The sequence below is a fragment of the Falsibacillus pallidus genome (genome assembly GCF_050990905.1).
GTDB classification, from domain to species: domain Bacteria; phylum Bacillota; class Bacilli; order Bacillales; family DSM-25281; genus Falsibacillus; species Falsibacillus pallidus_A.
In genome coordinates, this window is sequence record NZ_CP158866.1 from 576,798 (window position 1) to 600,778 (window position 23,981).

A 23,981-nucleotide genomic window follows, 5' to 3' on the forward strand; every position below is an offset into this window, starting at 1 on the left:
GAAAGTATTGTAAGCGCTTAAACAAATGTTTATGATATAGACAAGTGTTGAAATGGCGTCAAGGGGATGGTGGGAAAATGAATGAAAAAGAAAAGCTTCTGCTGGAGATGATCGAGAACAATCCATTCATCAGCCAGGCAGAGCTTGCAGAAAAAACGCAGTTATCGCGATCAGCTGTTGCCGGATATATATCTTCATTGGTTAAATCGGGGAAAATATTGGGGAGAGCATACATACTTCCAAAGAAATCAGGCGTCGTTTGCATCGGTGGAGCTATTGTAGACAGAAAAATGAAAGTGGAATCTAATCTGGTCTTCGGCACATCGAATCCTGTTGCAACCAGCTTCTCATGTGGAGGAGTGGCAAGGAATATTGCAGAAAACTTAGGCAGGATGGGTGTTCCGACATCCCTCATGACCATTATCGGCGACGATCATGAAGGGCAGTGGCTGTTCGAACAGACGAAGCCTTATGTCGAGATGGCATCTGCGATGATGGTTCCGAATGAAACGACAGGTACATATTCAGCTGTTCTGACCGAAAAAGGCGAGATGGCAGTTGCACTTGCCGATATGAATATCAATGATCGAGTCGACACAGGCTTCATTGAAAAAAGATGGGCGCAGATTTCGGCTGCCGACATGGTGCTGGTCGATACGAACTTCACAGAGGATGTCATTGCTTATATCGTCAGGAGATGCAAGCAGGAAGGAATCAAGCTTGCGATTGCTCCGGTTTCTTCCCCAAAAGTGAAGAAGCTCCCGGCATCACTGGAAGGAGTGACCTGGTATATATCAAACCGCGATGAAGCAGAGGAACTGACAGGGATGAAAATCACCTCTGATGGGGATTACTTCAAAGCGGCTGAAAAAATCATCCGAAAAGGGGCGGAAATTGCCGTCATTACAAGGGGCGAGGATGGCCTTGTTTATTACTCGAATTCAGGTGAGGCCGGCGTTTTGCTAGCACCTGAAATTGATGTGGAGGAAGTGACGGGTGCGGGGGATGCACTTGTGGCAGGGATCCTTTATGGGTGCACCAACCACTTAAGGATTGAAGACGCCTGCAAAATCGGGATGGCAGCATCCGTCATCGCCCTTCAATCGGCAGAGACCGTTTCACCGGCATTAAATAAACAAAAACTTCAAGAGACATATAAAAAGTACTTTTAGAGGAGAGGAAACATCATGAATTTTGAAAAATGGCTCGAATACTCAGAAGAAGTAATGCAAGCAAAAGAAAGCGGAAAAGCGATTGTAGCACTTGAATCAACGATCATCTCCCACGGGATGCCCTACCCGCAAAACGTCGAGACGGCGAAAGAAGTAGAGGACATCATCCGCAGTCAAGGAGCGGTGCCTGCGACCATTGCCATTATTAATGGGAAAATAAAGATTGGCCTCACAGAAGATGAAATCGAATTTCTGGCCAAAAGCAATGAAGTGGAAAAAGCGAGCCGCAGGGATCTTCCATATTTGCTTGCATCCAAGAAGCATGGGGCAACAACGGTTGCTGCTACAATGATCTGTGCTGATCTTGCCGGCATCGATGTGTTTGTCACAGGAGGAATCGGCGGTGTCCATCGTGAAGCTGAAACGACAATGGATATCTCAGCAGACCTACAAGAGCTTGCCCAGACAAATGTTGCTGTCGTTTGTGCTGGTGCCAAATCAATCCTCGATATCGGATTGACGCTTGAGTACCTGGAGACTCATGGTGTCCCGGTGGTAGGATATGAAACGGATATCCTTCCTGCATTTTATACAAGAACAAGTCCGTTCAATGTGAACTTCAGAGTTGACAGCGCGGAGGAAATGGCGGCTATGATTGCTGCCAAGCGTGATTTGGAGCTGAACGGAGGAGTTGTTATCGCAAACCCGATCCCGGAAGAAGATGCACTTGAAGAAAGCTTCATTACATCCGTGATAGAAACGGCATTGGCAGAAGCGAAGCAGCAGGGAATCGCGGGGAAAGCAGTCACTCCATTCCTTTTAGGAAAAGTGAAAGAATTGACAGACGGAAAGAGCTTGACGGCTAATATAGCTTTGGTTAAAAACAATGCGAAAGTCGGAGCAGGAATCGCAGTACAATTGAATAAGATTTCTTAATTCATCATTAGACCAAGCTTTTCTTTCGAAGGGCTCGGTCTTTTTATTTCTATACAGCACGAACCAAGGCGCTTCCGCTTTTCTATTTGTCCAGCTCCAGCGCCTAGCCCCTCGAGTCATAAGCCGACCCTCTACGGAAATCAGGATTTCCTTCGAGTTCCGTCTTATGCTGGTCGGGGCTGAGCAAGGCGCTTCCGCTTTTCTTAGATTGTCGAAATATTACAGAAAATCGAAAAGGATAAATGATGTTCCTGTCGAATTAAGTTAAGAAAGAAAAGAGGTGAAGGGAAATGCAGAAAACTGTGCGAAGTGATATGACTGATGCTTTGCTCAATCATATACCGCATCCAGCGATTTTGATGAAGAAGGATGGGACCATTACCTCTTCCAATCAGATATTCATGGAACTTATTGGTCATGAAGCGTTATCAGAGAAGGATTTGAAAAATTACATCGAAGAATCGTTATCATCTGCAAAATCCGAGTTTTCCATCTCCTTAATCAGCCTCGAGACTACATTAATAATAGAAAAGAATGCAGCAGAAAATAGCTTCTTTGGAAAATTCATTATGCATTCTCCTGGCAGCATCAACGGAGAAAGTAAATTTTCTATGTTCATACACCACTATCCAGATGCCATTTTTTATCTCAATCTGGAAGGTGAAATCACCAGACAGAATTTATCTGCCAAAAAATTTACCCACAGTCATGCGAAAGAAAGAGAAGTAAATGTTCCTTTAACAAGGTTCATCCTTGAAGAGGATCACGAAATACATAATCGTATGTTGGAACAAACATTTAGTTTTAAAAGAATGCCGGTTCTACTAAGAATGAGAGACGGCGAAAACGAGATTCACCTCCTGGAAGTGAGTTATATTCCGCGTATGGAAAACAATCAGTACGCAGGGATATATGTTATCGGCCAGGACAAGACACAGCGTTTATTGATAGAGGATGAATTAAAAGAAGTAAGGGTGCTGCTGGAATCGTATTTCCAGAATGCGCAAAGAAGCAGCTGCATTCTTGATGAAAATGGATATATCCTTCAGGCGAATACGGCCTTTGAACAAATGGCCGGCAGAACAAAAAATGAATTGCTTGGCTATTCATTAAGTCATATTCTAAGGTGCGGGGACTGTCTTGATTTTAATGTCCAACTGTCCCGCGTGAGAGATCGGGAGTATATTACCGGATTTGAAGCAAAGGTGTATAACAAACAGGGGAATAAAAAGATTGTTTCTATGTCATTCAGTCCCATGCTTGGCAAAAAAGGCAGAGTGATAGGGATGCTGGTGGGACTTGAAGATATCACCTCTGAAAAGCAAACGGAAGATCTGTTGAAAAAATCCGAGCAGCTGGCATTGATTGGACAACTCGCCGCAGGTGTGGCACATGAAATCAGAAATCCTCTGACTACCTTAAAAGGGTTTATGCAGCTCCTACGTGAAGAAATGACTCAGCGAGCCTATTTTGATGTCATCCTGGATGAATTGCAGAGAATCGAATTGATAACAGGCGAATTTCTTTCTCTTGCCAAGCCTCATTCCATCCACTTCAAACAATGCTCCATAAATAAACTATTATTTGAGGTAGCGGAATTCATCAACATCGAATGTTTGAAAAATAATGTCACCCTTCAAGTGCACGTACATGAATTTATGGAAGTGATGTGCGACGTCCATCAGTTGAAGCAAGTTCTCCTCAACCTCATGAAAAATGCACTGGAAGCCATGCCTAAAGGAGGAGAACTGCATATTCATTTGAAAAAGAATGAACAGATGGCCATCATCCAAGTGAAAGATTCCGGCATCGGCATACCAGAGCATCGGTTAAAGCATTTAGGCGAACCTTTTTACAGTACAAAAGAAAAAGGAACCGGCCTTGGACTGATGATTTCAAATAAAATCATCAAGGAGCACAAAGGGAATTTTGTGATTGAAAGCATTGAAGGGGAGGGGACGTCTGTCACTCTGGAATTGCCCCTTGTTTAAGCAAGAATGTCGAAAAAATATTCGACATTCTTTTTTTTTGCCCTAAACGGGAAATCCCTATCATTTCTCGGGAAATGATAGGAAAGGGGAGGTTTAATCAAACGTTTGATGAACCTTTATTTGACAAGGTTCATTCTTATTCTACTTTTCGTTCATGCTTAAGGATGGGGGCTTTGGGGTATATTTGGGGAAATGAATTCTATTTTTCCGGCGAAAAAAGGAGCGGATTGCTGAATGAATAAAGAAAACATCATCGACATAATAGGGATAGGGATTGGGCCTTTTAATCTTAGTTTGGCGGCTCTGATGCATGAACAGGGAATGGACGCGGAATTTTTCGATCAGACAGCTGAGTTCGAGTGGCATCCTGGTATGCTGATCGATGGAACCGATCTGCAGGTGCCAATCATTGCAGATCTCGTCACATTTGCAAATCCGAAAAGCCAATTCACTTTCATGAATTATTTACATACCCACAATAGACTATATAAATATTTTTTCTTCAACAAGCAGGAAGTCCCGAGGAAAGAATACAATCAATATGCCAAATGGGTGGCTGGACAACTGGACTCGTGCCACTTTGGCAAAAAGGTTGTAGATGTATTGGATCATAATGGCTGCTACGAAGCAGTGGTGGAGGACGTGGATACAGGTGAGCGGAAGAGCTGGTTTGCCAAACACATCGTGATGGGCACAGGAAGCACACCATTGGTTCCGGATGGGCTGAAAGGACAGCCTCGGGAAGATGTTTTTCATTCGAGTGAATTTCTCTGCAAAAAAGAGAAGGCAGTTCAATCAGATTCCATCACCGTCATCGGATCAGGACAAAGTGCATCGGAAATCTTCCTTACCCTCTTAAAGGAACAAAAAGACCACTCCTACAAGCTCGCCTGGTTCACGAGATCGGAAGGAATCCTTCAATTGGAGTCCTCCAAAATTGGCCAGGAATTCTTTTCGCCTGACTACATTGACTATTTTCATCGATTGTCATTTGAGCAGCGAAAAAATGCTTTGGATACATTGGAGCATCTGCGCAATGGGATCGACTACTCCACATTGAATGATATTTATGACTACCTTTATGATGAGAGCTCGGAAAAAGAAAAGCGGGATATCATCATTCAGCCGCTTACAGAAATCAATGGAATTGAAAAGATGGGAAATAAATATGTGCTTTCCTGCGAACAGTGGCAGGAAGAAAAAGAATTTGATTTTGAATCGGAAAAAGTGGTCCTTGCCACGGGTTATAAACCGAATATTCCTTCGTGGTTTGAAGATCGTTTTGGCGAGAAAATTGTTTGGGAAGATGAAAAGCGTTTCAAGGTTTCGAGGGACTACAAGCTCGTTTTCAAAGAGGAGAGGGATCATCAATTCTTTGTTTTGACCAATCTGGTGCATTCACATGGGGCTGCTGCAACGAACCTGGGCCTCTCTGTTGAACGCAACATCAGCATCATCAATGCAGTAGCTGGCAGGGAAGTCTATCAGGATCAAAAAGGAACGATTTTCTCCCAGTTTACCATCGATGCGCAGAAATAGGTTTTAAATTATCGAGGCAGGGAATCATTAAAACTGTGTGTTTCATCAATAACTTTTTTAAAGGAGATGGACAAATTGAGTAAGAAAATTGCATGTGTTGTAACGAATATGTTTGAGGACTCTGAATATACTGGACCGGCGGATGCCTTTAAAGAAGCAGGGCATGAAGTGGTAAACATTGAAAAAGAAAAAGGCAAGAAGGTAAAAGGAAAGCAGGGAGATGCGGAAATTACCATCGATCTTTCCATTGACGACGCAAAAGCATCCGACTTTGATGCATTATTGATCCCTGGCGGATTTTCCCCAGATCAGCTTCGCGACGATGAGCGCTTCGTCAAATTCGCTAAATCCTTCATGGATGATAAGAAGCCGGTATTCGCGATCTGCCACGGACCACAGCTTTTGATCACAGCGAAAACACTGGAAGGCCGTGACGCAACAGGCTACAATTCCATCAAAGTTGACATGGAGTATGCAGGCGCGAAATATGCAGACAAAGAAGTAGTCGTCTGCCAGAACCAGCTCGTGACAAGCCGTACACCAGACGATATCCCAGCATTCAACAGAGAAGCATTGAAATTGCTTAGCGAATAATACTTAACCATTAAAGCAGGCACGATCCAAATGGGGTGTGCCTGCTTTTTTGATGTGGTGAAAACATACAGTTTCAAACCTCCCGCAATGCTTTTCCTTTCAAAAGGAGAAACATGCTAAAGGCAGCGAGCATCGACCCACCAGCAATCAACAGGTTTTCAATCTGTATACCTGCCGAAAGTAGTGCGGAAACTCCTGCATAGGATAGGGGAATGAAACCCATTGAGACGGTGCTGGTAAGACTCATCACCCGCCCCATTTTTGAAGGATCGGTCTGCTCCTGAATCATGCTGGCGACCATGATGTTGATGCCGGCAATGCAAATGCCGATCAAAAACATCACCAGTGCTGCTAGCCAAATGGCGACAGAAACATTGATGGATAGCATTCCTGCCCCTTCAAGGAAGATTAGCCATATAACTAATTTCCCTCTACCCCGCCTCACATTAAGCAGCCCCATCAAAAGAGCTCCAACCAGCATACCTGCTGCAAATCCGCTTTGAATGATGCTCAGCCCCACAGCCTTACCGCCAAATCGCTCATCAACCAGGATGGGGATGCTGAGCATGAGCGGGCCGATAAAAAACAAATTTACGATAATGAACGTCACCATGAATGTCAAAAGTAAGGGAGAGGCTTTGACATAAACCAATCCTTCCTTAAGGTTGACGAGTACACTGTTCTTCTCCTTTGCTTCATGAGACCTCGCATCTTTCAAATTCCGAATAATCATGCTACCTGCTGTGAGTGAGGCAGCCAGAATCAAGAATACCCATTTAAACGAAAATGCCGTCAACAGTAATGCGCCTGCCATCGGTCCCAGCAATGTGGAGATCTGATTGGTCGTCTGAATAATGGAGTTGGCACGTGTGAGGTGTTCTTGATGAACAATCGTTGGGAGAATAGAATCCCTTGATGGCCAAAAGAATGCATCAATGGAGCCGAAGACAAAGGCACACCCAAGCAGTGCCCAGAAAGTGAGCGAGTGCTGCCATACGAGACCTGCCATCAAAATGAGGATCAGCGCCCGTAAAAATAGGGAGAAGAAAACCACTTTCGCCCGGTTGGCATAGTCCGCAAGAACGCCTCCCAATGCCATGAACAGTACCCTTGGAACAGTTGTGGCCGTAAGAATATAGCCTAGGGATGCAGGGGCACCCAACGATTTAACCACGTACCATTGTTCGCAAAGAATATAAATGGAAATGGACAAACCGGAAAAAATGCTGGTGATCCAAATCAGGAGGAACTTTGAATTGCGAAAAAGATTTTGTTTTGTTTTTACAGACTGGATGGAAGGTTCCATGACTCTTCTCCTCTTTCCCTCAATAACTAATTAGCCAACTATCTAATTAGGTAGTTATCTAAATAGTAAGGTATAAAGGAAAAAATTTCAATAAAAAAAGAAGCCTTTATTTGCCGGCTTCTCTTCATGTCAGATTATTTTTTGCGGAGATTTCCAAGCTCTTCGGCAATTGCCTGCATTTCGCTTGGGCTGAAATTGTCTTTTCTGGAAACCATTGTGTACAGGTCGTGAAGGTCTTCGTACATTTCTTCATCAACATGACCTGGTTTGATTGCCCCTACATTGACCATGCGAAGCTTTGTCTTAATAACATCAACCATATACTCAATATTCTCTGCAGATTTCACTGAAAGATCCATATTTTCCATCCTTTCGCTCTCTAACTGATTCTTTTATCTTTCCACGATTCCCGAGGATTGTCAATCGGTGGGACAGTGGGGACAGGTTCCTTGTCCCAATTTTAAACAGGTGAATGACAGAGTGGGATATGGCGGAAATTACTTTAGAAGGTTTTAAAAAGAAGATAAAAGGTAAAGTAAAGAAATAACTTGTATTAGAGAACTTTTTTAATTGGAGGATTGTCCTATGGGAAAAAATAAGTTTTTTACTGGAATGCTGGTTGGCGCAGTGGCAGGCGGTCTTGTCACTTTGTTTGACCGGTCTACGAGGGAGTCTGTGTCAACCTCAATTAAAAGCGGAAGCCAAAAGGTGTGGGATTCAGTGAGCAACCCGCAGGAGCTTCTTGCTCAATCCAAAGAGCTGTACAGCAAGTCCTCTGCAGCCCTTCATCAGATGAAAGATGATCTTCAATATATTAATGAAACCGTAGAAGAAGTAAAGAAGCTGACGCCAAGAATTAAAAGAATGGTGAGTGAAACAAAGGATACATTTGAACATTCCGCAGAAAAATATAAAGAAGTGCTGGTGGAAGACCATGTGGAAAACAATAACGAATACACAGGATCGTGAATGGGATGAAAAAAAGTGAGCGATTCAACAAGTCTTTTTTCAAATCCCTGTTCGCTAATATTAAGGAAGACGATGTGACCGGATTAGCGGCCGAGTTATCGTATTTTTTCCTCTTATCTTTGTTTCCGCTGCTCATTTTCCTTTTCACTCTGCTTCCTTACTTGCCGATTTCTCAGGAAGATATATTGAATTTCATAAGGGATTACGCTCCCGGCGAGACGATGAAATTGATCGAGGGGAATCTAACAGAGGTCATGAACAATCGCAGCGGCGGACTCCTATCGTTCGGGATCATTGCCACGATCTGGTCTGCATCCAATGGAATGAAGGCCGTCGTCAAAGCCTTGAACCGCGCTTATAATGTGGATGAAACCCGATCCTATTTGGTGGCGAGAGGAATGTCCATTTTCTTGACATTCGGCATGATCATCGTTTTTATGGTCGCTCTTTTGCTGCCTGTGTTTGGGAAACAGATTGGCATGTACGTCTTTTCGCACCTTGGCATCTCAGGATTTTTCGTCAGCATCTGGAACGCACTTCGATTTGTCATCAGTGCCATTATTTTGTTCATCATATTTATCGGGATTTATTATTTCGCACCAAGCGAAAAAATCAGGTGCCTCACAGCAGTGCCTGGCGCCATCGTGGCAACGATCGGATGGGTGCTTGTGTCGCTGGCATTCTCCTTCTATGTTGGGAATTTCGGAAATTACTCCAATACGTATGGAAGCATCGGGAGCATCATTGTTCTCATGGTGTGGCTGTTCCTGTCTGGCCTCATGCTCATCCTCGGCGGCGAAGTGAACGCTCAATTCCATAAAAAGAAGGGGAGCTGCAATTAGGTTTGAGCTGCCGATAATTACCGGACAACCTTTTGGCAATCCTGAGCAAACTAACAGGGTGACACAAAACTTCATTTATGGAGGTCATCCACATGACAAAGCAAACGAAAAAAGATGGCGGTACAAAGCAAAACAGCAAGCAAAAGCCAAAAGGCAAGACTTCAGGCTCTGCCAACGGGCAAAATGGCTACCACTAAATAATAGACAAGCGGCTATCCTTGGGATTGCCGCTTTTTTGATGTTGTGGGGAGGGAGGAAAGATGGTCTTTGCGCCATAAGATGAGGCTTATGCGCGAAAATGAGCTGGTCATGCGCCGGAAGCGGGCGGTTATTCGCGAAAAGCAGGTGCCTATGAGCCAAAACTACACTCTTATGCGCCAGCCCGCCAAAACACCCAAATCCGCGCCGCCTCGTACCAAGCCGGACAAATAAAAAGACAGCCCGGCACAGGAGCTGTCTTCCGCTTCATTATCTCAGCAAACGCAGACTATTCAAGATAACCAAAATCGTACTTCCTTCGTGTCCGATGACTCCGAATGGCAAGTCGAGGAACTGCAGGAAGTTGGATGCGATGAGCAGCATGATGACGGATATCGAGAAGATGACATTCTGCTTGACGATGCGGTTCATCCTCTTAGAAATCGAGATTGCTTCCGCGATTCGGGTCAAATCATTTTTCATCAAGACAACATCAGCTGTTTCGAGTGCGACATCCGTCCCTTCTCCCATGGCGATCCCGACGTTCGCCGTTGCAAGGGCTGGTGCATCATTGATCCCGTCGCCGACCATGGCAACTGAAGCGAATCGGTTCTTCAGCTTCTTCAATTCATCCACTTTCATATCCGGGAGGCATTCAGCCACATACTGATCGACGTGTGCTTCCGCAGCAATGGCTTTGGCGGTCGCTTCACTGTCACCAGTCAGCATGATGGTGTAGATGTCCTGCTTTTTCAGTAAATCCAAAGCTTTCAACGTAATATCGCGAACGGTATCTTTCAAAGCGAGTATTGCCGCAATTCCATCTGCATTTGCAACATAGACAATCGTTTTCCCCTCATTGGCAAGCTTAGCTGCAGCACCTTCTGAAAAGGCATCCGCTTCTTCTTTCCCGACAAATTCGGCTTTTCCGATTTTCCATTCCTTACCGTTCAAAACGGCTTTGACACCCCATCCTGAAACATCTTCAATGGACTCTGGCTGTTTCAGGACTGCACCGCCGTCTTTCACATGATTGACGATCGCCTGTGCCAATGGGTGATTGGAGTGGCTTTCAATAGACGCTGCCGTCTCGAGGACCTCATCTGCATTTAATCCATCGCGGACAACCACATCGGTCACTTCAGGCTTCCCTTTCGTCAGTGTACCGGTTTTATCGAATGCAATAGCTTTGAGGTTGCTCAAGTTTTCTAAGTGCGCGCCGCCTTTAAACAAGATCCCATGGCGGGCACCGTTGGAAATGGCTGATAGCGTTGCAGGCATGATGGACGCAACAAGAGCACATGGCGAGGCAACGACTAACAATATCATGGCGCGGTAAAATGTTTCTTTCCAGCTCCAATCCAAGACCAAGTGCGGCACGAACATCATCAGAAGCACTGCTAGTAGAACGATTTTGACGTAAGTGCCTTCGAAACGCTCAATGAACAGCTGAGAAGGGGACTTTTCGCTTTGAGCCGACTGGACAAGCTGAATGATTTTTTGGAAAAGGGTCTCATCTGAAGCCTTTGTAATTTCGACGACCACTGATCCAGTGATATTGACCGTTCCGGCGAAAACGTCTTCCTTCAGTGATTTCGAAACAGGGAAGGATTCTCCCGTAATGGCCGCTTCGTCGATGGTGGTCTGCCCCTTGATGATCGATCCATCAGAAGGGATTCGTTCGCCAGGCTTCACCAATATTTTGTCTCCGATGGAAAGCTCCGAAACATTGACGCGGCGTTCTTCATCACCATCGAGCAGGGTCGCTTCCTCTGGCTGAAGATCCATGAGGGAAGAAATCTCTTTTTGGCTTTTGTTCATGGTATAAGTTTCAAGGGCGCCGCTGACCGCAAAAATGAATATGAGGATGGCGCCTTCTGTCCAATAGCCGATAATGGCTGAACCGATGGCGGCAAATACCATGAGCATTTCCACATTGAGCTCTTTGTTTTCAATCGTTTCTTCAATGCCTTCTTTTGCTTTTGCGTACCCACCGATCACAAAGGCTAAAATAAAGAGCGGGATGGCGAGTTCGGAATTTTGCTTTTGCAGGAGCCATCCGGAAAGAATGAGCACACCGCTGAACAGGGCGGCAGCCAGTTCGGCATGGGGTTTGATCTTTTCAAGAAAGGATGGAGATGACGGCTGTTTCATTGAGAATGCTTTGGCATTTGAACTCATACGAAAGACCTCCTTGGATTCTAATTGAGAAAAATAATCAACATCAATTGCCTTATTAAATGACGAAAGCTGCCATCTCGGGGATGACAGCGTGAATTGCTGAAGTTGCTTTTTTAAAATAATTATTAAATAAAAATTGTTTAAATACATATTACCATATTAATGTATGAGTTGAAAAGAGAAACGCCACGGAAAATAAATTAGATTGAAGGCATGCTCACGACATACTAAAATGGATTTAGAAAGCAGGTGATAAAATGGCGCAAAAGGGAAAAGAACGGAGCTTACAGAAAGAATTAGAACCCACCATCGATTCCAGATACATACAGCAGCATCTGGCGAATGAACGGACCTACCTTGCCTGGATCCGGACAGCTATCGCGGTAATCGGGGTAGGCTTCCTGATTACGAACCTCCACTTTTCATTGAAGTCGTCCTTTACAGTTGCCGGTGATGTCATTGCCAACATGATCGGTGCGCTGTCTGTTATCTTCGGAATCTTTACGATTTTATTTTCAACGATCAGCTACTTCAGGAAGCTGAAGGACATCAACCAGCAAACGTTCAGGGCATCGAGGATCCCTGTGGTTATACTCACAATATTGCTGATAATGGTCATTTGTATTTTCGCCTATTATCTTTTTTCCATAACATTTAATTGAAGGCTCTTTTCTTAAAGGTTGCTGCTTATAAAATAAAAGCAGTTTAGATTACAGAATCAAAATAGCTTATTGAGCTAGAAAAGAGCCTGGATACTCAATAGCAACGCACCAAACAGCTAATTTTACGTTAACATCGGCAGTAAGATTTTAACAACAATGGTTACGAAAATTCCCTAATTAAAAAATGCGAGCTCAAGTTTAAGAGCCCGCATTTTTTGTATTCGCAATGAATGAATTTTGATTTGCTTTTTTGCCTGCAAAAGTGATGAAGATAAAAATGCAGAAAAGCAGGAAGCTGATGATATGAAAGAAGCTCACAGAAGGCACATATTGAATGAAGAATCCCCCGATATATGGGCCGGTCAGACTGCCGATGCTAAAGGCAATTCCGCAAAGCAGGTTCCCGGTCGGCAGAAGATTTTTCGGCATGAGGTCGGTCATATAGCTGATGCCGAGGGAAAAAGTCGAGCCCACGACCATTCCAGCAAAAAATAAGCATAGAGACAAATAAAGCACTGAGTTTTCCAGGAAGCTTGCACCCATGAAGCTCAAGAATCCGATGAACAAAATAGCAATCAATGTATTCCGCCGGCCATATTTATCACTGAGGATCCCAAGCGGAAGCTGAAAAACGATCCCGCCAACGGCAAAGGATGTAAGCAGGATGGAGACGCTGCTGACATCGAGACCGATCCTTAACCCATAAACCGGGAAGCTTCCATTCAAGGAGGATTCCAGGAAGCCATAGCCAAGCGGCGGGAGGAAGGCGATCCACCCGTATTTTGCTGCTTGGGAGAAGCGCTTCATCGTTTCCAGGAACGAATTCACTTCAATGGTTTGCTCCGGACGCTCATTCTTCAAGGTGAACAGGAAGAACCAGGCGAACAGACAGAGCAGGGAAGATACGACAAACGGAAGGGCCGGGTTGATTTTGACGAGCGGCGCCATCAGAGGACCGACGGCAAAACCGATCCCGAAGAACAGACCGTATAAGGAAATGTTCCTGCCCCTTGTTTTCTCGGAAGAAAAGGACGTGATCCAAGTCTGTGTGGCGAAATGAAGGGCATGGTCCCCGATTCCGATCAGCAGCCGCAGGAAAAACCAGAACCAGAACGTCTTCCACAGCGGGAAGAGCATCAAGGACAGAACGACTATCCCGCCTCCAAACATGATGATTGGCTTATAGCCGTATTTCCGCAAAGGATATTCCATAAATGGCGAGATCAGCAGGATCCCGATATAAAGGGCAGTCGCATTCAAACCGTTCAATGTAGAAGAAATGCCGTCATTTTCAAAAATGATGGCGATCAATGGCAAAAGCATCCCTTGAGAAAAGCCTGATATCGCAACTATGCTGACTAAAATCCAAAATCTCATTTTAATTGAACCCATTTTGATTACTCCTGACGCACATAATATTCAATTTTGATGGTAACGATAATCTCTGATAATGGCAAGTTAAAATAAAATCGATTAAAATTGAGGAAAAGGGTATTAGAGGAGGAGCATACATATGAAATATACAATGAAAGAAGGCGGCTTTTTTACGGAGCTGCCATTTGGAAGATTGGATGTATCAGGAGATGAAGAATTCGGATTCAGACCTTATCAATTATTGGTATCATCCATTGCCGTCTGCAGCGGGGGCGTGTTAAGAAAAATCCTCGAGAAGCAGCGCATGGAAATCGAGGATATTGAAATCCAAACAGAAGTGAAGCGAAATGAGGAAATGGCCAATCGGGTGGAGGAAGTGAACGTCCACTTCTTGATCAAAGGGAAGGACTTGAAGCCCGTTAAATTGCAGAAAGCAATGGAGTTGACTCGCAAAAACTGTTCGATGGTGCAATCCGTCATCGGAAGCATCGACGTGACAGAAACATTTGAAATCGTAGAATAGCCGTAAATTTTCCATGCCCATTTTGGGTATTATGAAAGTATAAACTGACGGAAAGAGGGATTGGGAATGGATAAGATTTTCGGCATATTGGTGCTGATCGGGGTGCCGCTATCGATCATCGGATCACTTATGCATTGGCCGAGTGTCATGATGTTCATCATCTACTGCGTGTCCATCATTGCGCTTGCCTCCTATATGGGAAGGGCTACGGAAAGCTTGGCGATTGTAGCAGGACCAAGGGTTGGCGGACTTTTGAATGCTACATTCGGAAATGCCGTCGAGCTTATCATTTCGATTTTTGCCCTGCAGGCAGGGTTGATCGAGGTCGTCTTGGCATCACTGACAGGCTCTGTTATCGGAAACCTTCTGCTAGTAGCCGGATTGTCCTTCTTTGTCGGGGGAATCAAGTACAAACGCCAGAAATTCAACGTATTTGATGCTCGCCATAATTCAGGTCTTTTGATGTTTGCCGTCATCGTGGCCTTCGTGATCCCAGAGATTTTTGCTATGTCGATGGACACCAGGAGCACCATTTCATTGAGTGTCGGAATCTCCATCATCCTGATCATTCTCTACTTAGCGGCTTTGTTTTTCAAACTCGTCACACACCGCGGCGTCTACAACAGCCAGAATGAGGAGCGTAACGGGGAGGCGCATGAGGAGCCGGAATGGGGGAAAGGGAAGTCCATCCTGGTCCTGCTGATTGCGACATTGGCTGTAGCCTATATCTCTGAAAATCTTGTCCATACCTTCGAAGTCGTAGCGAAAAGCTTCGGTTGGAGTGAATTGTTCATCGGGGTCATCATTGTCGCGATTGTCGGAAATGCTGCCGAGCACGCATCGGCTATTGTGATGGCATTCAAGAACAAGATGGATGTCGCTGTGGAAATTGCGGTTGGATCAACATTGCAGGTAGCGATGTTTGTGGCACCGGTGCTTGTGCTCGTATCCCTTTTATACAGTGAATCGATGTCGCTTATCTTTACCATTCCTGAGCTCGTATCCATGGTCACCGCCGTTCTGTTGACGGTCGTCATCGCGAACGATGGGGAAACGAACTGGTTCGAAGGGGCCACGCTGCTTGCAGCCTATATCATCATGGGAATGGGATTTTATTTGTTGTAAATTTGAGGGCCATGGTCCATTTCTTGTAATAGAAAAAACGCTGCACGGTTCAACCGTCAGCGTTTTTTCAATTCGTTCTAAGTATAATTTTCACACGGGAAGAAGGTTTTTCGCATATCGATAGACATTCCTCCTTTTAAGGTTAAGGTAATGTTTACTATGATTACTGAAAGGACCTCCTTCCTTTTTGATATTTTGATTATACCCCATTATTTGATAATTGTAAACATTCAGAATAATATTCTTTTCCTTCAAAAAAATCCCTTTTTCGCATCAGGATAAAGTTGTGCCCCATGGAAGAAAATAAGAAAAAATATGAACACTATGAAAGGAGAACTAACAGCATGAAATGGTACAGCTTTATTTTCACGGTCATATTTTCACTCTTCCTCATGATTACTCCTGCTTATGCAGACAAAATGGATAAAGCGGCCAAACCGCCGGTGAAGGTGCCATCTTCGGTGATGAACATCGCCAAGGAAAATACGTATCCGAACTCGACGCAGGATCAGCCGTATCTGCAGCCAAGCGATTTTACAAAAAAGCTGCTGAAATCTTCAAATGTCAAAATAGAAAATCCGGACCTCATCCGCATCTTCAATGAGTCCACCATCAACAAATCACCGTTCTCCATCGGTCTCCGGGCAACGATTTATCTCGGATTATGGCCGTTGAACTATGAATCAGCGGAAACTTCCCCGAATTGGGAATATCAAAAAATCAATACGAACTACTTCGACAACCGCGGTGGCAAGACGAATTATCAATTCCACTATGTGCAGGAAACGCAAAAGGTCATCAAAGGCGGTCTGACGGCAAAAATTCCAAACAGCGAAGACGTCAAGAAAATGATGCTCATCAAAGCAATGGATAACACCAACCTTCCACTGTCCTTCGACACCATCGTCGGAGCAGGTACGAAGAAAGATCAAATCTACAACATCCCGCCGAAGCGCCTGGGCTATCTGTACGCTTACGCACCAGCGGTCAACGAAAAAGGAAAAGTGACATATGGTGAAGTGTACCTCGTCCTAAAAGGAACGAAGAGAATCATCACCGTGAAAAACGTTACGTCCCAGGGAATCGGAGCATGGATACCGGTTCAGGATCATGTATCGTTTGGATTTGCGGCTACAGAGAGGCCAAGATAAGTCGATATGGATGAAAATTAAACTCGCCTTGTGCGAGTTTTTTTATGTTGCAACATGAAGAATATTCAGAATATTAATTGTGTTATTTGGTTGGATAAAATATAATTTTTAATGAGCAAATAAAAAAGCTCGAAATTCAAGGAGGTTTATTCCCATGATTTTGTTTTTGTAGTTTTTCTTCTCTCATAATCTCGTTTTTTAAATAAAGAATTTTAAAATACACGAAAAATGAGGGAAGATAATGAATATTAATCAAAATTCACAACGGGATTGTTTAGATAAAGCGATAGCATTACGGGAAGATGGACGTGCGAAACAAGATCTGGCCATATTAGAAGAAGCTCGCAATCTTCTACTGGAATTGTCGGGAAATGACCCAGATAATGCTGAAATAAATTTTCAAATCGGCATCTCCTATGATAATTCTGGATTAAGCAGGGAAGCCATTCCTTATTATGTGAAAGCAATCGAAAATGGACTTTCTGGTTCGGATCTGCAAAGATGCTTGCTGGGCCTTGGAAGCACATACCGTCTCCTTGGATATTATAAAGAAGCGGTTGAAACTCTTCGCCGAGGTGTGGACGAATTTCCCGAACATCGGGGACTACAGATTTTTTACTCCATTGCCCTATATAATTCCGGCGAATATAAAAAGGCGATGGAACTAGTATTAAAGAATCTGGTGGAAACGACAAATGATGAAACCCTACAATATTTTAAGCGAGGCATTTCATTCTATGCCGAGCACCTGGATGAAACCTGGGATTCATAAGGGTCACGGCGAATTGGCCGCAATCTCTTCTTGAGTCCGGATGAAGAAATAATGAGAAAATGACGTGTGCCCGTTCACACGTCATTTCTTATTTGCGAACAAGTTTTTCTATATTTTCTCGTATTATCTAAAAGTCAGGGCTTAACCTTAAAAAGTAATACGGAAACTTATGTTAAAATATGGATAAGGATAAACGAGTAGATAAGATGAGGGGTGAGAAATATTTAATGAGTTTTTGGGGGAAGAAGGAAAGCGAAGGGGAGAGGTTCCTTTTTTTAGACGTGTTTTTTTCAATCTTGGAGATTGGGTGTTTTGGTGTAGGATGCGCGGTCCCGATCCTTATAATTTCTATGGTACTTATTTTTATGGTGATAACATTTTAAAGAGTAAAAATTAGCAGTCCACATCAATTATGAATGGGACTGCTAATTTTTTTGTTATTAAATGCGTGACGCCTGCTTAGTGAAATCAACTTCAGGGTAGTAAGCATCTTTGACGAGCACATTCGGCCCAAGGCATTTGACAGCCGGGCAGTGGCAGTTCAGTTCTTTTGCTAGCTTCGTGTCCATCCAGTTGTCAAAGACGTCTGTCAGCTTGTCGTTTGCGATATTCCCGAGCGGAGGAGTGTCGCCGAAGTCCGTCACGATGACATCTCCGTTGAAAATGTTGACGTTTAGTCGGGAGCGGCCGTCAGGGTCATTGCGGACGGTCACTTTTGGGCTGCTGTAAAGTCGATTCAACAGCTTAATGTCCTCATCATTTTGGCTGCACGGATAGAATGGCAGCGTGCCGAACAGCATCCAAACGTCTGGATTGCGCATATCGAGAAGCTGATGGATAGCCGTGCGCATTTCTTCCAGGCTGAGCGTTTCCATTGTTGAAGCAAAATCGCTCGGATACATAGGATGGACTTCGTGCCTGGCGCACTTCATTTCCTCCGTGATCTGTCTATGTATGTGCTCCATATGAGGGAGGGTGCGCTTATTCAGCATGGTCTCCGCAGAAACCATGACGCCTGCATCTGCCAATGCGCGGCTGTTTTCAATCATCTGATGGAAAAGCTTTTCCCTTTGGGCAGGTGTCGGCTTCCGGTCCATCATGGCAAAGCCGCCTTCGATGAAATCGTCGATGGTGCCCCAGTTATGGGAAATGTGCAGGACGTCTAAATACGGTGCAATTTCCAAATAGCGCGGGAGATCCAGCGTTAAATTGGAGTTGATCTGAGTACGGACCCCGCGTTCATGTGCATACTGTAAAAGAGGCAGTACGTAGTTCTTGACCGATTTCTTTGAAAGCATGGGCTCCCCGCCGGTGATGCTCAATGAGCGGAGATGCGGAATTTCATCCAGCCGAGATACAAGCAGATCAAGCGGAAGTGCATCCGGATCCTTTGGCTGAAGGGTGTAGCCTACTGCACAGTGTTCGCAGCGCATGTTGCAAAGAGTGGTCGTGGTAAATTCCACATTTGATAAAGTAAGACGGCCATGCTCCTCAATGTCCATATAGGCTTCCCAAGGATCATGGTCCGGTGTGATGGTTTTTAAATTTAATTCTTTTGTGGGCATGTTCTTGCTCCTTCTTGCAGTTAGAGTTCAACTGCCATTATTCTCTTGTTTTTCGAAGGTGTCAACTCGTTTTTGAGTCAGCCATAAAATTATTGCAGAATTCCGTTACATCCGTTACCATTAAGAGGTACGAAAGGAGGTTGCAAAATGGGCAACGCAATCCACGATAACGAATCACAACTATCTTATTTAAAGACAAGATTGAATATGTTCATGGATGTCCTTGACTCCATCGATCCTGAAAATACAGAACTTGACGATATCGATCGCCTGATTGGCATGATCGATGACATAGAGACGAAGTGCGAACAGTTTAAAAAAGATGAGAAGTAATGAGGAGTCCGCTGACTGAGAGTTGGCGGGCTTTTTTATATGTTTGCTTGTTGGGGAATTGCTAGAAGAAATGTTGGATTTGCTGGAAGTTCCGCAAAAGTTGCTAGAAGATGCTTGATTTACGCTAGGACTTCTGGAGAATTTGCTAGAAGTCCTCTGCAGGAGAAGGACAATTGAAGTAGAATCTTTAAAAAAGCACGTATTTATGTTTGGAGGTTCTCATTTTGCTTCTTTATTTTTGATAAAACCTCTTCCAATAGATAAATAAATAGGGGGAGTGGATAATAATGATTTATAAAAATTCTATTGATGGCATTTCTTCGGATATGCTGAATGGCTTTTTTGACGGGTGGCCAAATCCGCCAAGTCCGGAAACACATTTAAAAATGCTGAAGAACAGCAGCAGTGTGGTGATAGCGTTTGATGAACAGGAAAATAAAGTAGTTGGATTCATCACCGCAATCAGCGATGGGATTCTTTCGGCATACATCCCATTCCTTGAGGTATTGCCAGCCTATCAGAGTAAAGGGATCGGCAATGCCCTGGTGAAGCGGATGCTCGAAGAACTGAAGGATATCTACATGATTGATTTGTGCTGTGACGATGATCTTGTCCCTTACTACGAAAAGCTTGGAATGTTCAGGGCAAATGGAATGCTTTTCAGGAACTATGAGAGGCAGTCCGGAGCAGTAAACGAATAGAAGGTAGAATTGAAAAACTCGCCAAAGATGGCGAGTTTTTTGTTCGACAAAAATCGGGATAATTCGGGCGGTGCCTGTCACTTAGGTGTCGTTACTTTAGGGACCGCAGCTGCTCGAAGTCGGTGATGTTGTAGTCGGCATGGCTGCTGGTGTCGCCGTTTTCTGAGAAGAAGCAGGCGCTGATGCCGGCATTTTTAGCTGCGAGAATGTCCAGGTCGCGGTCTCCGATCATGATGGCTTCCTCTTTATTGATTCCATGTTTGTCCAGCAGGAATTGAATGGCGTCCGGCTTTGGCTTGCGCTCAAATCCATGCTCGGATGTGATGAAGTCAGTGAAGTAGTCGTACATCCCGAATTTTTTCAGCATCACTATAGAAGACTGCCCCCTGTGAGTGTATAAGTAATTTTTCCCGCCAGACTCGTGTATGTATTTGCAAATCTCAAGTGCACCTTGGAACGGCTCAGCCATTTCGATTTCCTGCTTCGTCCGTTTGGCATGATAGTTTTCTTTAAATTCATCATTTATCTGATAAGTCTTTTCATAATGATTGAAGGCTTCTGTCATGGATACTTTCATGTGCTTCAAAATTTCATCCAGAGGTTCGTCGATTCCTATGTTGAGTAGAGATTCCTGAAAAATCTTCCCCATGATTGGATACGAATCAAATAGTGTTCCATCAAAATCCCACATCACGTGTTTGTACATACTAAGTCCCCCTTTTTATTCAGTGTACCTTAAATATGGGGCAAGGTAGAAATATGATCTGCTGGAAGATGTGCAGTAATTGCTAGAAGTTCTGAGAAAATTGCTAGAACAAATAGAAAAACTGCTGGAACAAGCAGGATTTTCACTCGAACATGGCGGAATTTCTCATTTTGCCTAAAGATTCAATGGAACTTCCAACCTTGTAACCGATTCCACTTTTCAACCTTTTCAGACAGGAGTATAATGGTTTACGGAAATAATAAAGGACAAGTTAGAGAGAGATTACATGTGTTCTGACAAGTTGGGAGAGGGAAAAATGAACCTGGAAAAGCTTAAAGAAAGTATGTATCAATTAGTAGTTGAAACGTCAACGAACTTGCCGAAGGATGTGCGCCGCGCAATCCAGAAGGCGAAGCACCGTGAGAATGAGGGTACGCGTGCTGCGATGAGTTTGGCGACGATTACGAATAATATTCAAATGGCGGATGAAAATGTATCGCCTATCTGCCAGGATACTGGACTGCCTACATTTAAGGTGAAGACTCCGGTCGGCGTAAATCAGCTTGAAATCAAAGAAGCGATCTACGATGCAATCGTGAGAGCAACGAAAGACGGGAAGCTTCGTCCAAACTCTGTTGATTCTCTGACTGGTGAAAACAGCAGGGATAACCTTGGAGCAGGAACGCCTGTCATCAAGTTCGAGCAATGGGAAAAAGACTACGTGGACGTGCGCTTGATCCTTAAGGGCGGCGGCTGCGAAAATAAAAACATCCAATACAGCCTTCCATGTGAACTTGAAGGACTTGGCCGTGCAGGACGCGACCTAGATGGTATCCGCAAGTGCATCATGCACTCTGTTTACCAAGCGCAAGGACAAGGCTGCAGCGCAGGCTTCATCGGCGTCGGCATCGGGGGAGACCGTTCTTCCGGATATGACTTGGCGAAAGCACAGCTATTCCGTTCCAACGACGACGTCAATCCGAATGAATCTCTTCGCCAATTGGAAGAGTACGTAATGGAACATGCAAATGAACTCGGCATCGGGACAATGGGCTTCGGCGGCGAAACAACACTTCTTGGCTGTAAAGTCGGCGTGATGAACCGCATTCCTGCGAGCTTCTTCGTATCTGTTGCCTACAACTGCTGGGCATTTCGCCGCTTAGGTGTGAGCGTAAACCCTGAATCAGGCGACATCCAGGAATGGTTCTACCAAGATGGCGACTTGATCACATTCAAAGAAGAGAACGAAGCGGAAAAACAAACAGCTGCTGCATCGGAAAGTAATGTCGTGACGCTTCAAGCTCCAATCACGGAAGAGCAGATTCGCGAATTGAAAGTTGGAGACGTTGTCCGCATCAACGGCATGATGTACACTGGCCGCGATGCGATCCACAAATATCTTTCCGACAACGATGCGCCAATCGATTTAAATGGGCAAATCATCTACCACTGCGGCCCGGTTATGCTGAAGGATGAAGAAGGCACATGGCACGTAAAAGCGGCCGGCCCGACAACATCCATCCGCGAGGAGCCATACCAAGGCGATATCATGAAGCGCTTCGGCATCCGTGCTGTCATCGGAAAAGGCGGAATGGGTCCAAAAACCCTTGCTGCGTTGAAGGACCACGGCGGCGTCTACTTGAACGCAATCGGTGGAGCAGCCCAGTACTATGCAGACTGCATCAAGTCTGTTGAAGGCGTAGACCTCATGCAATTCGGCATCCCTGAAGCTATGTGGCACCTTAAGGTAGAAGGCTTCACAGCAGTCGTGACCATGGACTCCCATGGAAACTCCCTGCATGAAGAAGTCGACAAATCTTCTTTAGAGAAGTTGTCTAAATTTAAAGATCGCGTATTCAACTAATATAGTTGAGTGGAGAACCCGTCCGGTGTGGCGGGTTTTTTCATTTGAAGGCTCGGTGGAGGCGGCAATTTTGCCGGTGGGAGCATGGGAATGGCCCTGGGAGAGGAAAAAATGATGAGATGCGAGGGATAATGCCCTTTTTAGAGAGCTAAAAAGACAATTTGAGGGGAAATTAGGGCGAAAAAGTCTTTCTCATGGGTGCGTGGGGCCAAAATGGCATGAAAAACAAGGTGAATTGACCCTCATGCTCGGTCCTTTGCGCGAAAAAGTCTTGTCTATGCGCGACTTTTCAAGCTCTATGCGCGAAAAACCATCGGCTATGCGCGAAACTAGGAGGCTTATGCGCGAGAATGCCTTTCTTATGCGCCAATGGCTTATTTCTGGCGACAAAGGGGGGTGAAATCCATTATTACAGTAAAAAACTCGCCGGCTACTAGGCGAGTTTTTCTAACTGTCTTTAGCTGAGTCAATCATCTGCCCAACTCCATCCCCAAACGACCAGTTCTCGGCAGGCGCTTCGTTCAGTGTGATAAACACGTCCGTCATAGCGATTTCCAAGTCCGCCGAAACCCGTTCAGCAACGGCCCAGTACAGTTCCTTTTTTTGCTCAACTGTCCTGCCGGGTCCGCATGTGATGGAGATATACACCGTGTTTTGTGATCGCTCCTGCCCATCATCAAGCAGGTAGTGAGGATCGAAGAAAAATTGATTGGCGGGAAAGGGCATATACAACTGGAAATAGTCAGCTTCCGGGATTAAAAAATGCTCGATCAATGATTGATGGATGCCCTTGCTCGCTGACTCCAACTGGTCAACATTCGCTAACCCCTCCGGATAATAAACGGTCACAATCGGCATAATTGGCCTCCTTCCTATTGTGAAATGTGTAGGATTTCATATACGGTCACGGGAGCATCATGAGCAATTAGCGGCTTTTCCTTATAAAAAGTAAACTGGCTGTAGCCCCATTTATCCGGATTGTAAATCAAGCATTTCCCTAAGGTTTCTCCAATAGCAAAATCACCGGCATCCATAAATGTGGTTTCGCTCAATGTTTTACTTTCCGAAATACGACCGGCAGCTTCCACAACATATTTACTCTTAGAAAAATTCTCCGCCAAGTCCACATATAACGGCACACCGATTTGGATCTGCTGCCACCCAAATGAGACCAGAATGTTGTCATAATAGCCTTCAAATACAAATTTGTTCATCCCATCCGCCTCGTTCCAAACATAGAGGGGAGCGTAGGTATTGTATAAATTTCCATTCACACCTGATTCCGAAACTAAGTATGCCTTGAACTTCAGACCGGGAAATCCGTCCGTTTTATGCCCATTATCTGCAACTCTTTTTCGAATGATCCCCATATCGTAATCTGTTGGCAAAATGACTTTATACTGCATTCCAATCATGTTCATAACTTCCTTTCAGGTTTATATTTTTATAATAGTTCTGGTGTGAAATACTGTAAAAT

The 23,981-nt window shown here is 44.5% G+C and carries 23 protein-coding genes; 15 read left to right on the forward strand and 8 right to left on the reverse strand.

Annotated features, from left to right (window positions below; genetic code table 11):
* The first annotated feature begins 77 nt into the window (after window positions 1-77).
* The 5 genes from ABTV07_RS02925 to ABTV07_RS02945 all read left to right on the forward strand — a co-directional run bounded on the left by ABTV07_RS02925 (window position 78) and on the right by ABTV07_RS02945 (window position 6,232).
* Window positions 78-1,172 carry a PfkB family carbohydrate kinase gene (locus ABTV07_RS02925; protein ID WP_433747275.1) on the forward strand — a complete coding sequence of 365 codons (1,095 nt, stop codon included), beginning with the start codon at window positions 78-80 and terminating at the stop codon, window positions 1,170-1,172.
* A gap of 15 nt (window positions 1,173-1,187) precedes the next feature.
* Window positions 1,188-2,108: a pseudouridine-5'-phosphate glycosidase gene (locus tag ABTV07_RS02930; RefSeq protein WP_433747278.1), complete on the forward strand. Its 921-nt coding sequence runs from the start codon at window positions 1,188-1,190 to the stop codon at window positions 2,106-2,108.
* A 290-nt stretch (window positions 2,109-2,398) separates the two neighbouring features.
* Window positions 2,399-4,099 (forward strand): ATP-binding protein, encoded by a 1,701-nt coding sequence (locus ABTV07_RS02935; RefSeq protein WP_433747281.1) that lies wholly within the window; start codon window positions 2,399-2,401, stop codon window positions 4,097-4,099.
* Window positions 4,100-4,333: 234 nt separating this feature from the next.
* The gene (locus ABTV07_RS02940; protein WP_433747284.1) at window positions 4,334-5,638 is read left to right on the forward strand and encodes a lysine N(6)-hydroxylase/L-ornithine N(5)-oxygenase family protein; all 1,305 of its coding nucleotides are present in this window, start codon (window positions 4,334-4,336) and stop codon (window positions 5,636-5,638) included.
* Between the two features lie 75 nt (window positions 5,639-5,713).
* On the forward strand, window positions 5,714-6,232 hold the full coding sequence (locus tag ABTV07_RS02945) for a type 1 glutamine amidotransferase domain-containing protein (protein WP_433747287.1): 519 nt from the start codon (window positions 5,714-5,716) through the stop codon (window positions 6,230-6,232).
* A gap of 73 nt (window positions 6,233-6,305) precedes the next feature.
* Here the strand turns inward: ABTV07_RS02945 and ABTV07_RS02950 are convergent, their stop codons facing one another.
* Window positions 6,306-7,538 (reverse strand): MFS transporter, encoded by a 1,233-nt coding sequence (locus ABTV07_RS02950; protein WP_433747289.1) that lies wholly within the window; start codon window positions 7,536-7,538, stop codon window positions 6,306-6,308.
* A 134-nt stretch (window positions 7,539-7,672) separates the two neighbouring features.
* A complete protein-coding gene (locus ABTV07_RS02955; RefSeq protein ID WP_114745627.1) occupies window positions 7,673-7,897 on the reverse strand; it encodes a DUF1128 domain-containing protein in 225 nt (74 codons plus the stop codon).
* 226 nt (window positions 7,898-8,123) lie between these two features.
* Here ABTV07_RS02955 and ABTV07_RS02960 point away from each other — a divergent pair, with 226 nt between their 5' ends.
* Both ABTV07_RS02960 and ABTV07_RS02965 read left to right on the forward strand, forming a co-directional pair.
* A complete protein-coding gene (locus tag ABTV07_RS02960) occupies window positions 8,124-8,507 on the forward strand; it encodes a hypothetical protein (protein ID WP_433747291.1) in 384 nt (127 codons plus the stop codon).
* 5 nt (window positions 8,508-8,512) lie between these two features.
* Window positions 8,513-9,349 (forward strand): YihY/virulence factor BrkB family protein, encoded by an 837-nt coding sequence (locus tag ABTV07_RS02965; RefSeq protein ID WP_433747294.1) that lies wholly within the window; start codon window positions 8,513-8,515, stop codon window positions 9,347-9,349.
* 468 nt (window positions 9,350-9,817) lie between these two features.
* On the opposite strand, the gene ABTV07_RS02970 is transcribed toward ABTV07_RS02965, so the two are convergent.
* Entirely contained in the window at window positions 9,818-11,728 is a 1,911-nt protein-coding gene (locus ABTV07_RS02970) for a heavy metal translocating P-type ATPase (protein WP_433747296.1), read from the reverse strand.
* Between the two features lie 257 nt (window positions 11,729-11,985).
* On the opposite strand from ABTV07_RS02970, the gene ABTV07_RS02975 reads away from it, so the two are divergent.
* Window positions 11,986-12,390 carry a YidH family protein gene (locus ABTV07_RS02975; protein WP_433747299.1) on the forward strand — a complete coding sequence of 135 codons (405 nt, stop codon included), beginning with the start codon at window positions 11,986-11,988 and terminating at the stop codon, window positions 12,388-12,390.
* A 198-nt stretch (window positions 12,391-12,588) separates the two neighbouring features.
* Here ABTV07_RS02975 and ABTV07_RS02980 read toward each other — a convergent pair whose 3' ends face one another.
* A complete protein-coding gene (locus ABTV07_RS02980) occupies window positions 12,589-13,782 on the reverse strand; it encodes an MFS transporter (RefSeq protein WP_433747301.1) in 1,194 nt (397 codons plus the stop codon).
* Window positions 13,783-13,903: 121 nt separating this feature from the next.
* On the opposite strand from ABTV07_RS02980, the gene ABTV07_RS02985 reads away from it, so the two are divergent.
* From ABTV07_RS02985 to ABTV07_RS03000, 4 genes are all read left to right on the forward strand, one after another.
* A complete protein-coding gene (locus ABTV07_RS02985) occupies window positions 13,904-14,287 on the forward strand; it encodes an OsmC family protein (RefSeq protein ID WP_433747304.1) in 384 nt (127 codons plus the stop codon).
* A gap of 66 nt (window positions 14,288-14,353) precedes the next feature.
* The gene (gene cax / locus ABTV07_RS02990) at window positions 14,354-15,412 is read left to right on the forward strand and encodes a calcium/proton exchanger (protein ID WP_433747307.1); all 1,059 of its coding nucleotides are present in this window, start codon (window positions 14,354-14,356) and stop codon (window positions 15,410-15,412) included.
* Between the two features lie 392 nt (window positions 15,413-15,804).
* The gene (locus tag ABTV07_RS02995) at window positions 15,805-16,563 is read left to right on the forward strand and encodes a YfkD family protein (protein WP_433751072.1); all 759 of its coding nucleotides are present in this window, start codon (window positions 15,805-15,807) and stop codon (window positions 16,561-16,563) included.
* Window positions 16,564-16,804: 241 nt separating this feature from the next.
* Window positions 16,805-17,335 (forward strand): tetratricopeptide repeat protein, encoded by a 531-nt coding sequence (locus tag ABTV07_RS03000; RefSeq protein ID WP_433747310.1) that lies wholly within the window; start codon window positions 16,805-16,807, stop codon window positions 17,333-17,335.
* A 440-nt stretch (window positions 17,336-17,775) separates the two neighbouring features.
* Here the strand turns inward: ABTV07_RS03000 and yfkAB are convergent, their stop codons facing one another.
* Window positions 17,776-18,900 carry a radical SAM/CxCxxxxC motif protein YfkAB gene (gene yfkAB / locus ABTV07_RS03005; protein WP_433747312.1) on the reverse strand — a complete coding sequence of 375 codons (1,125 nt, stop codon included), beginning with the start codon at window positions 18,898-18,900 and terminating at the stop codon, window positions 17,776-17,778.
* 147 nt (window positions 18,901-19,047) lie between these two features.
* On the opposite strand from yfkAB, the gene ABTV07_RS03010 reads away from it, so the two are divergent.
* Both ABTV07_RS03010 and ABTV07_RS03015 read left to right on the forward strand, forming a co-directional pair.
* Window positions 19,048-19,233, forward strand: coding sequence for an SE1561 family protein (locus tag ABTV07_RS03010; protein WP_114745613.1), 186 nt, complete (start codon window positions 19,048-19,050; stop codon window positions 19,231-19,233).
* A 287-nt stretch (window positions 19,234-19,520) separates the two neighbouring features.
* Window positions 19,521-19,934, forward strand: a complete 414-nt coding sequence (locus ABTV07_RS03015; protein WP_433747316.1) for a GNAT family N-acetyltransferase — start codon at window positions 19,521-19,523, stop codon at window positions 19,932-19,934.
* A 91-nt stretch (window positions 19,935-20,025) separates the two neighbouring features.
* On the opposite strand, the gene ABTV07_RS03020 is transcribed toward ABTV07_RS03015, so the two are convergent.
* Window positions 20,026-20,640 carry an HAD-IA family hydrolase gene (locus ABTV07_RS03020; protein WP_433747318.1) on the reverse strand — a complete coding sequence of 205 codons (615 nt, stop codon included), beginning with the start codon at window positions 20,638-20,640 and terminating at the stop codon, window positions 20,026-20,028.
* 316 nt (window positions 20,641-20,956) lie between these two features.
* On the opposite strand from ABTV07_RS03020, the gene ABTV07_RS03025 reads away from it, so the two are divergent.
* Entirely contained in the window at window positions 20,957-22,504 is a 1,548-nt protein-coding gene (locus tag ABTV07_RS03025) for a fumarate hydratase (protein ID WP_433747321.1), read from the forward strand.
* A 447-nt stretch (window positions 22,505-22,951) separates the two neighbouring features.
* Here the strand turns inward: ABTV07_RS03025 and ABTV07_RS03030 are convergent, their stop codons facing one another.
* Together ABTV07_RS03030 and ABTV07_RS03035 are read right to left on the reverse strand one after the other, a co-directional pair.
* Window positions 22,952-23,362 carry a tautomerase family protein gene (locus ABTV07_RS03030; RefSeq protein WP_433747323.1) on the reverse strand — a complete coding sequence of 137 codons (411 nt, stop codon included), beginning with the start codon at window positions 23,360-23,362 and terminating at the stop codon, window positions 22,952-22,954.
* 14 nt (window positions 23,363-23,376) lie between these two features.
* Window positions 23,377-23,919, reverse strand: coding sequence for a DUF4865 family protein (locus ABTV07_RS03035; protein ID WP_433747325.1), 543 nt, complete (start codon window positions 23,917-23,919; stop codon window positions 23,377-23,379).
* Between the last annotated feature and the right edge of the window lie 62 nt (window positions 23,920-23,981).